General features: G+C 54.7%; 6 protein-coding genes. 5 read left to right on the top strand and 1 reads right to left on the bottom strand.

Annotated elements, in window-relative coordinates; translation table 11 throughout:
• Positions 1 to 40: 40 nt before the first annotated feature.
• On the bottom strand, positions 41 to 484 hold the full coding sequence (locus PN477_RS10505; RefSeq protein ID WP_272118111.1) for a DUF4079 domain-containing protein: 444 nt from the start codon (positions 482 to 484) through the stop codon (positions 41 to 43).
• A gap of 346 nt (positions 485 to 830) precedes the next feature.
• On the opposite strand from PN477_RS10505, the gene PN477_RS10500 reads away from it, so the two are divergent.
• From PN477_RS10500 to PN477_RS10480, 5 genes are all read left to right on the top strand, one after another.
• Positions 831 to 1,412 (top strand): RNA polymerase sigma factor, encoded by a 582-nt coding sequence (locus PN477_RS10500; protein WP_272118109.1) that lies wholly within the window; start codon positions 831 to 833, stop codon positions 1,410 to 1,412.
• 261 nt (positions 1,413 to 1,673) lie between these two features.
• Positions 1,674 to 2,156, top strand: a complete 483-nt coding sequence (locus PN477_RS10495) for a hypothetical protein (protein WP_272118107.1) — start codon at positions 1,674 to 1,676, stop codon at positions 2,154 to 2,156.
• A 171-nt stretch (positions 2,157 to 2,327) separates the two neighbouring features.
• Entirely contained in the window at positions 2,328 to 2,852 is a 525-nt protein-coding gene (locus PN477_RS10490; RefSeq protein ID WP_272118105.1) for a hypothetical protein, read from the top strand.
• 4 nt (positions 2,853 to 2,856) lie between these two features.
• Positions 2,857 to 3,678: a fimbrial biogenesis chaperone gene (locus PN477_RS10485; RefSeq protein ID WP_272118104.1), complete on the top strand. Its 822-nt coding sequence runs from the start codon at positions 2,857 to 2,859 to the stop codon at positions 3,676 to 3,678.
• Positions 3,679 to 3,687: 9 nt separating this feature from the next.
• Complete coding sequence (locus PN477_RS10480) at positions 3,688 to 6,486, top strand: carboxypeptidase-like regulatory domain-containing protein (protein WP_272118103.1); 2,799 nt, start codon at positions 3,688 to 3,690, stop codon at positions 6,484 to 6,486.
• Positions 6,487 to 6,684: the final 198 nt, after the last annotated feature.

The raw sequence follows: 6,684 nt of genomic DNA, 5'->3' as shown, positions 1-6,684 counted from the left end.
GCCCCTTGCCCCTTGCCCCTTGCCCCTTACCCCTTGTCCCTCAAAGCGTCGCACCCGGTAAATATTGCTGCACCACCGTCCAGCCCGTCCACGACACCCAGAGAAACCCGGCGAACAAGACCCCGTTAATACTGAGATGCAAGGGGCGCACCCAGGGCCGCCGTCCCACATTTAACCCCGTCGCCGCCGAACTTAACACCAGCGCCACCACGATCAACCCTGCCCCCAAATGCCAAGAATGACCCAGGGAACCATACTGCCCCAACGTGCCCACAATGCCGATGGACAGCAGCAGCAGCACGAGCAGAACCAATGCGATCCCAAGCGTGAGATGGAGCGGACGCAACCACAGGGGCGCGGCTGGGTGCGATCGCCCCCATCGCATCCATAGGCCGCTCATGCCCAATATCCCGTAGGCCGTCAGTGATAACCCCATTGACCAAGCCGCAATTTTCCACAACCACAAAAAGGACGGTAAATTCACAGTTGACCCTCGTTCAAGGCAGGTTTAAAGATAGCCTCACCTTATCATTCTTTGCTAGTGAGATCCAAAATAACGGGCTTTAATATTAAGAAATGTTCGCTCTTTCAATGCCATCGATACATGGGGAATACCGGGCGATTCCGCAGGGATGAGGTCTTAAATCTGTTCTGTGAGCAATCTTGAAAATACTATTTTTTGTTACGCAAATATTATATTTCATCGAATTAGGTGGGATCTCAGACTATGCTGTCTCGTAACATTAGTATTTCGTGCTGTAGTAATACAACCCTAGTCGGTGGCTACTGCATTGTATTACCTCGGTGCTTGTCTCACGAACGGTATAGTCATGATTGTATCTATGATTCAATGGGGCGATCGCTCCTCGGCTACGTCGGCTCAAGTCGATCCTGAAAGTTTAGAGTTTTGGTCAATTTGGTTAACGCATGAGCGTGCGATTTATCAGTCTTGCCTGCGATGGATGGGCAATGCGGCGGATGCGGAGGATGCCCTGTCGCAGGTGATGCTGAAGGCAAAGGCGAAACTATCGGAGCAGGGCAAGATTCGGAATTATTCAGCTTGGCTGCAACAGATGGCGCGGAATCTCTGCATTGATGTCCATCGCCAGCGCCGCCGTCGGGCGGTGGGGTGTGACGTTTTGGAGGAGGTCGCTCCGGCGGCTCCGGGGAAAAGTCGGGCTGATAATCCGGCGGATTATGTTTTGCAGCAGGAGTTACAGGAGTTTTGGCGGGGGGCGATCGCTGCCTTGCCGCCGAAGTTACGTGCTGTGATGGTGCTACGGGTGCAGCAGGATTATTCCTACGAAGAAATTGCGGATCAATTAGATCTATCGGTGGCCAATGTCCGCAAACGGGTCTCCCAAGCGCGGCACATCTTACGCCGTCGCTTCGCAGACTATGAGTGCGGCTAATCCCCGTTCTTCCTGTTGCTCTCGTGACTGGGTAGAGTCATAACACGAGGAGTTCTGCTTAGTTTGGTTAACTTTTTTTTAACCCAAATCTTAAGAAAATTGATCATTTCAATAACTAGAAAACAATCCATGTTAAGCACCAAGACAATATCAACATTGTTTAATATTCACTTAATCATTTGGGGCAATCTTTTTTTTCACAAACTGTCCGGTTAAATCGTCTAATCAGTAGATACGAAAAAATATTTGAGGTTACTAATCATGGTTCCTAAGTTCTTAAACCGTCGTTTTGCTCTTGTTACGGGTCTTGCCGTTCTCGGCGCGATCACCTTCGCCCCCAAAGCTTCTGCCCAAACTGCGGACGTTCCTTTTAACGGTAGTGTTACGTCAACTTGTACATTTGGAACACCTGCCGCTGGTACAGTGACGGCAACTGGAGATACCTTTACTTCAACTGCTTCTGGTACAGTTACTTTGACTTGTAACAGTGCGGCGAGTACCTTAGCAATTGCGGCTCCTACTCAAGTTTCTGGTCCAGCACTGACGGCGACTGCTGTTACCAGTGAAGTAACAGGAACTGCTTTTAATGGTGGTACTGCAATTACAAATGTTTCTCCAGCAACCGCAGCTGGTGCGATTCTCACCAATGACCCCTTAGTTGTTGATATGACATGGAAACATAGTGCGAATATCCCGGGTGGCACATATAAATTCAATGTTCAACTAACCGCTACTCCTCAGTAAAGTGTAGTAGTAGGGTGGGCGATGCCCACCCTACTAAGCTCATTAATTCTACAACCGGATTCCATACGAATTGGCTCTGCTAAATAACGCGCCCTTTTTGGGTTTCTACCTCCAATTCAATCCATAACAAAACCGTCAAACTGTGGGATAGGTTAACCTTTGCAACCATCCATGAAACTGCCCTTTCTAAATACTCTAATTCCCCCCCTGAGTAGCATTTTCCTCACTGGTTTATGCCTCAGTGGGGGTTATGCCCAGGCCGGATGCACCTTTAGCGGCACAACTAACGGCACATTTGCCGCCCCAGCCCTGCAACAAGGTTGGCTCGAAGCAGCCAGCGCGATCAGCGGGGCAGGCGCATCCGCCACCACCACCGTCAACTGTGGCGCTACCCCCAGCCAAATCAGCAGCGCCACCATCACCCCCATCAGCACCCCCCTCGGTTTCGACTCCGCCGCCGCCAACGAGCGAGCGATTATCCGTTACGACCCCACCAGCAAATTTCTCAACGTTGGGGATGCGGGCTTTACCCCCGGAGCGGGTACATGGGGACTCGCCAACTCTCTCGATTTCAACCTCCCCACCAACACCAACGCCACTCTAGACATTTCCCTCACCATTGGCTTTAACGATACCCGCGTCCTCCCCGCCGGGAGTTATCAATACAGCGTCACCCTCACCGCTACCCCCCAATAACCCCATGCTGCACCCCTTCCGCCCCCTCACCACCGGCCTGCTCATGGCGACGGTTCTCCTCCTCAGTCCTGCCGTGCGGGCTAACGTCGGCATTTCTCCGATGGTGATTGAAACCGAACTCCGGCGCGGCCAGGCCCAAGGCACGATCACGATTAGAAACACCGGTGAAAACGACTTTCGCGCCCGCGTCTATACCAGCCCCTTCACCTACGACCCCGAAACCGGGATTCAATTTCTTGAATCTAGCCCCCAAGACCTCACCCCCTACCTGCAATTTTCCCCCCGTGAATTGCAGGTTCCCGGCACGAACGAGCGGCGGATTCGGTTCATTGCTCGGATTCCTCCCAGCGCCCCCGATGGGGAATATCGCGCCATGATCTTTACCGAAAATCTCCAAGCCACCGTTCAAGAAGAGGGTGATGGTGATGTGAGGATTACGACGACGATTGTGCCCCGGATTGGCGTAGCGGTGTATGTTCGCAAAGGGGATATTTCCCACCAACTCAGCGCCCCCCAAGCCCGCTACAACCCCGAAACCCAACAGCTACAACTGCTCGTGGAAAATACCGGACTCGCTAGCGTCCGGGTAGAGGGGAATTGGCAACTGCGCAAAGACGGCGAAACCCTCTATGCAGGCGCGGGCCCCGCTCACACCGTAATCGCGGAAAATTCTCGCTATCTCACGGTGGATTATCGCCAAACTGATGATCCAGAAAATCCCCTCACCCTCACCCCCGGAACCTACGAATTATCAGGGCATCTCGGTTCCGGCGTAAACTTCGACAGCGATCGCACCCCCTTCCGTGTCACGTTTACCATTCCTTAACCTCCTGCCATGGTGAATCGTCAGCGCCTGTTCCGTGCCGGGCTTAGTCTCAGTCTCCTCGCCCTGTTGCTCTGTTCTGGCGGTCAGGCGATCGCCCAACCTGACCCCGCCCCCACCCTCACCGCCCCCAGTACCGAACTCCCGATCGTCGGCCTGAATCGGGGGAATCGTACCGTTAATCCGGGGGTATTTGTGCGGGGAGAAATTGACGAACTGACGGCGGTGAATTTGGCCGATTGGTTGCTCCCCTACGAGGCAGTGCTGGCAGCATTGCAATTTACCACCACCGTGATCAGTGATGCCGAAATTGAACTGCGATCGCCCTACAAAATCCTGCGTCTCAACCCGAATGACATTCGCCAAGACCCCGAACTGGGCCGCGTCCTATCGGTGCAGGAGATTCGCGATCGCTTCGGGATTGGGGTGGAATTTGATGGGTTTGACTATGCGATCGTCTTTGATGTGCCAGAACTCGGCCGCACCGGCCAAGGCAACCGAGAACCGCTGCCGGTCATCCTCGACGGCCTGCCCCGCGTCAACGCCCCCGCCTTTAGCTTCAGCGTCGCCGAACAGGAAATGACCCTCACCACCGATCGCGAGACCGATTGGCGCAATCGCGGCCAACTCGCCGCCGTCGGGACATTCTTCGGCAGTAGTTGGTTTGCCAAGATCACCCAGGGGAATCTGTTCGATCGCGATCCGTGGCAACTGTCGGAATTCCAAGTCATCCGGCAGCGCGATCGTAGTGACTACTACCTCGGTTCGCAGCCCACCTTTTGGCGCGACCAAACCCCCGGCGACTTCTGGGGCTTCACCACCATCCAACGCCAAGGCTACGCCCCCTTTCCCTATCGCCACATCAGCGGCGGCGCAAACCCAGACCAACGCCTCCAACCCGAACAAATCACCGCCACCATCAGCGGCCGCGCCGCCCCCGGAACCGTCGTCCAATTAGTCACCGACCTGCGCCAGCGGGACGTTCTCGCCGAAGAATTGGTAGATGGTTCAGGGGTCTATCGCTTCAATGATGTTGCCGTCGGTCGCGGCGTGCAGCGTAACTACTACGTGCTGCTCTTTCCCGATGGTTCCCTCACCGCCGAGCCAACCATTGAAGAAGCCCGCTTCACCCTCCTGCCGGAACAACTGCCCACGGGAGCCTCGGCCCTGGTGGCATCGGGGGGGTGGCGGCGCGATCGCCAACCGGGCGACTTTTTTGGCGAACTCCAAGACTTTAGCGGTGGCCTGGCCTATCGGCAGGGGTTGAGTCCGGATCTCACCTTGGGCGTGGGGGGAGTGTATGACGATGGTTGGCACGGGTTGGCGGAATTGTTTTTGCAACCGAAACAAACCCCGCTCCGCCTGGCTGTGTCTGGGTTAATGAGTCGTGATCTCGATGTGGATGCCGAAATGGTCTGGGATGACGAGGATCTATACATTACCCTCAATACCGATCTAGAACGCACCCGCTACACCTTGAACTGGCGCGTCTTGCCGAATATCCGGTTTTCGAGCCGAGGCACCTGGGACGATTTCGCCCGGTTTGGTCTGCAATATTCCCAGTCCAGTCGGCAGGCTTCCACCATCCTCGGCGTTAATTGGCAAACCAATGACCAATGGGATTGGCGTTGGTATCAACGCTGGTCAGATTTGACGCTGATCCACACCGGGGACGATCGCCCCGGCTTGTCCAAAACCGCTACGGAACTTAGCTACCGTCTCAACCCCTCAGAATTTTTAAACCTCGAACTAGAAACCAGATCCGCCGCCACCAAAAGCCACCTGCTCACGACGGGCTGGGAATACCGTTCCCAAGATCGCAACAGCATCGGCCAATCCCTCTGGCAGGCGGAACTCGGCTATGGGGTGGGGTCTGAGGGCCATGGCCCCTATCTGTTGCTGGGGACGACGGTGATACCGGGGCTGTTTCTCGAAGCCCGCTACGATACGGTGGCGCTGCAAGCGAATCGGAATCGGTTTAGTCTGCAATTGCGATCGAGTTTGGGGTTACAGGGGAGCATCGGGCCCGGCGATCGCCGCCCCGAACGCCTCCGCACCCAAGGCGGCCTCTGGCTCCAACCCTTTTATGATTTCAACGGTAATGGCCAACGGGATGGGGATGATCGCATCTATCGCGAAAGTAACGACTTTTTGATCGTCAATAACGAAGTGGTGCGGGGGAATCAGATTGAACAGGAAGGCGATCGCCTCCTTTTGCCCCTGCCCCCCGGCCGCCATCGCATTGATCTGGAAGAAGCGGGGTTCCCCCCCGACTTTCAACCCCTGTTTAACAGCGTTGCTGTCGAAGTCATAGAAGGCAGCTATACCCCCGTAGCAATCCCCCTCCAAGCCTCCTACACCTTAATGGGAGTCATCACCAATGCCGACGGCGAACCCGTCGCCGGAGCCAGGGTCGAAGCCGTCAACGCTGACGATGAGGTGATCAGTTTTTCCATCACCAACAGTGCCGGGGTCTATTATCTCGAACAACTCCGCCTCGGCCGCTACCAAATTAAAATCAACGGCCAAACCACCAGCGGCCCCAATTCCATCCTCTTTGACCCCGAATCCGACACCCTCGAAGAACTGAACCTCCAGTCCCAGTCTCGTTGGGATTTTCCTGGGGATACGATCCGAGCGCGGGTGGTGAAGCCGCGCAAGGTTCCCTTTGTGCCCCTCACCCAAAACGGTCTACTGCTGCCGTCCTATCCTGGCCACGGCAACATACAAACCCAAATTATCAAACCCCACAAAATCCCCGTCATTCCAGTGACACGCCAAGATGATCCGACGATCCCAGCGTGGCATTAAAAAACTGGACTAAGGCAATTAGACTTAATCCAGTTTTTAAAACGGTTTTAATTATCTTAATGTGCAAAGAAGACTCCCACTATAAAGCGAGTCCGAGTAGAGTTACCGAAGGTAACGGCGGACGTGCCTTTTAGTGGCGAGATGAATTTGCACCAACAAACAAATCGAGCGACAGCGAGTCCTTAATTTTCAATACAT

This window comes from Spirulina subsalsa CS-330, from assembly GCF_028330765.1.
In the GTDB taxonomy this organism is placed as follows: domain Bacteria; phylum Cyanobacteriota; class Cyanobacteriia; order Cyanobacteriales; family Spirulinaceae; genus Spirulina; species Spirulina subsalsa_A.
The sequence above is the reverse complement of the archived record's forward strand: the minus strand, read 5'-3'. Positions and strand labels throughout refer to the sequence as shown.

Bases quoted from the DNA above. Each gene is read 5' to 3' on its own strand.
- PN477_RS10500 (WP_272118109.1), top strand. From the start codon at position 831: ATGATTGTATCTATGATTCAATGGGGCGATCGCTCCTCGGCTACGTCG.
- PN477_RS10495 (WP_272118107.1), top strand. From the start codon at position 1,674: ATGGTTCCTAAGTTCTTAAACCGTCGTTTTGCTCTTGTTACGGGTCTT.
- PN477_RS10490 (WP_272118105.1), top strand. From the start codon at position 2,328: ATGAAACTGCCCTTTCTAAATACTCTAATTCCCCCCCTGAGTAGCATT.
- PN477_RS10485 (WP_272118104.1), top strand. From the start codon at position 2,857: ATGCTGCACCCCTTCCGCCCCCTCACCACCGGCCTGCTCATGGCGACG.
- PN477_RS10480 (WP_272118103.1), top strand. From the start codon at position 3,688: ATGGTGAATCGTCAGCGCCTGTTCCGTGCCGGGCTTAGTCTCAGTCTC.